The organism is Polaribacter sp. OB-PA-B3, assembly GCF_054589375.1.
Genome location: NZ_BAAIIX010000017.1, coordinates 1 through 912, shown reverse-complemented (window position 1 = coordinate 912; position 912 = coordinate 1). Strand labels below are relative to the sequence as shown.

Genomic DNA, 912 nt, shown 5'->3' with positions numbered 1-912 from the left:
TTAATTGTAGAGTAACCACCTACATAACCTTGATAATTATGTCCGCTAGTCTCAGAACTAGTGTTCTCTTCGCCAACATGATCCCAGAAATATAAACTACCATCGATAGAGTTGATATTGTCTTTAATGAATTTTAAAGCATTCATAGCAGACGGAAATGGATTTCCTATTAAATAAGAGTCACTTCCTCCAACTGCCGTAGTTAACTCACCATCGTTCGGGTTACCAACAAAAGTATAATTCTGCGCTACTTCTGGTCCTTTAAAAATATAACCATCTGTTGGTGCTATAGTACCTTCCTTATATTTGTGTTCATAATTAGATCTTTGTCCTCTTGTGCTAGCAAAAGTATAAATCCAGTAATCTGCAATATTAATTGGTGTACCTGTACTACCATCATAACCGCCTACAAAATTAATATCTCTTGCAATGTTTGATGCTCCCTGACCAACAATACCTGTAAAACTAACCGGGTTTGTACCGTCTTTTAAAACAGTTTCTATAGAATACGTTTGTAAACCAACTGTTCTTACAGGAGAACTCATATAATTGTATCTATAAATATTTGCAAGTTCAGAGTTTTGTTCTACATACATTTTACCATTACCTGTAATGTCGGCAACTCCTGTATGCGTTTGTACAAACTGACTGTTACCCACCAATCGAATCTCTGCATTTGTAGCAATGTTTAAATTATTAGTTACTACTAGCAATTGATTATCTACAGCTAGAATATTAGAACCTAATACCTCTAATTTACGCGCGCTTAATCTTTCATTTTGATGTTCATAATTCTCATTAACAGAAACATATCTAGATCTATCAGGGTAACCATTATTCCAGTTACCACCAGTTCTTGTTGTTTTCTCTATTCTATGCAATCCTAACAAGGTATTTGCTTCTGAGTTTGAG

The 912-nt window shown here is 34.6% G+C and carries 1 pseudogene; it reads right to left on the bottom strand.

The features are described 5' to 3' along the window. Positions 1 to 912 (bottom strand): annotated as a pseudogene (locus ACYPV9_RS14220) (hypothetical protein); the annotation flags it as partial.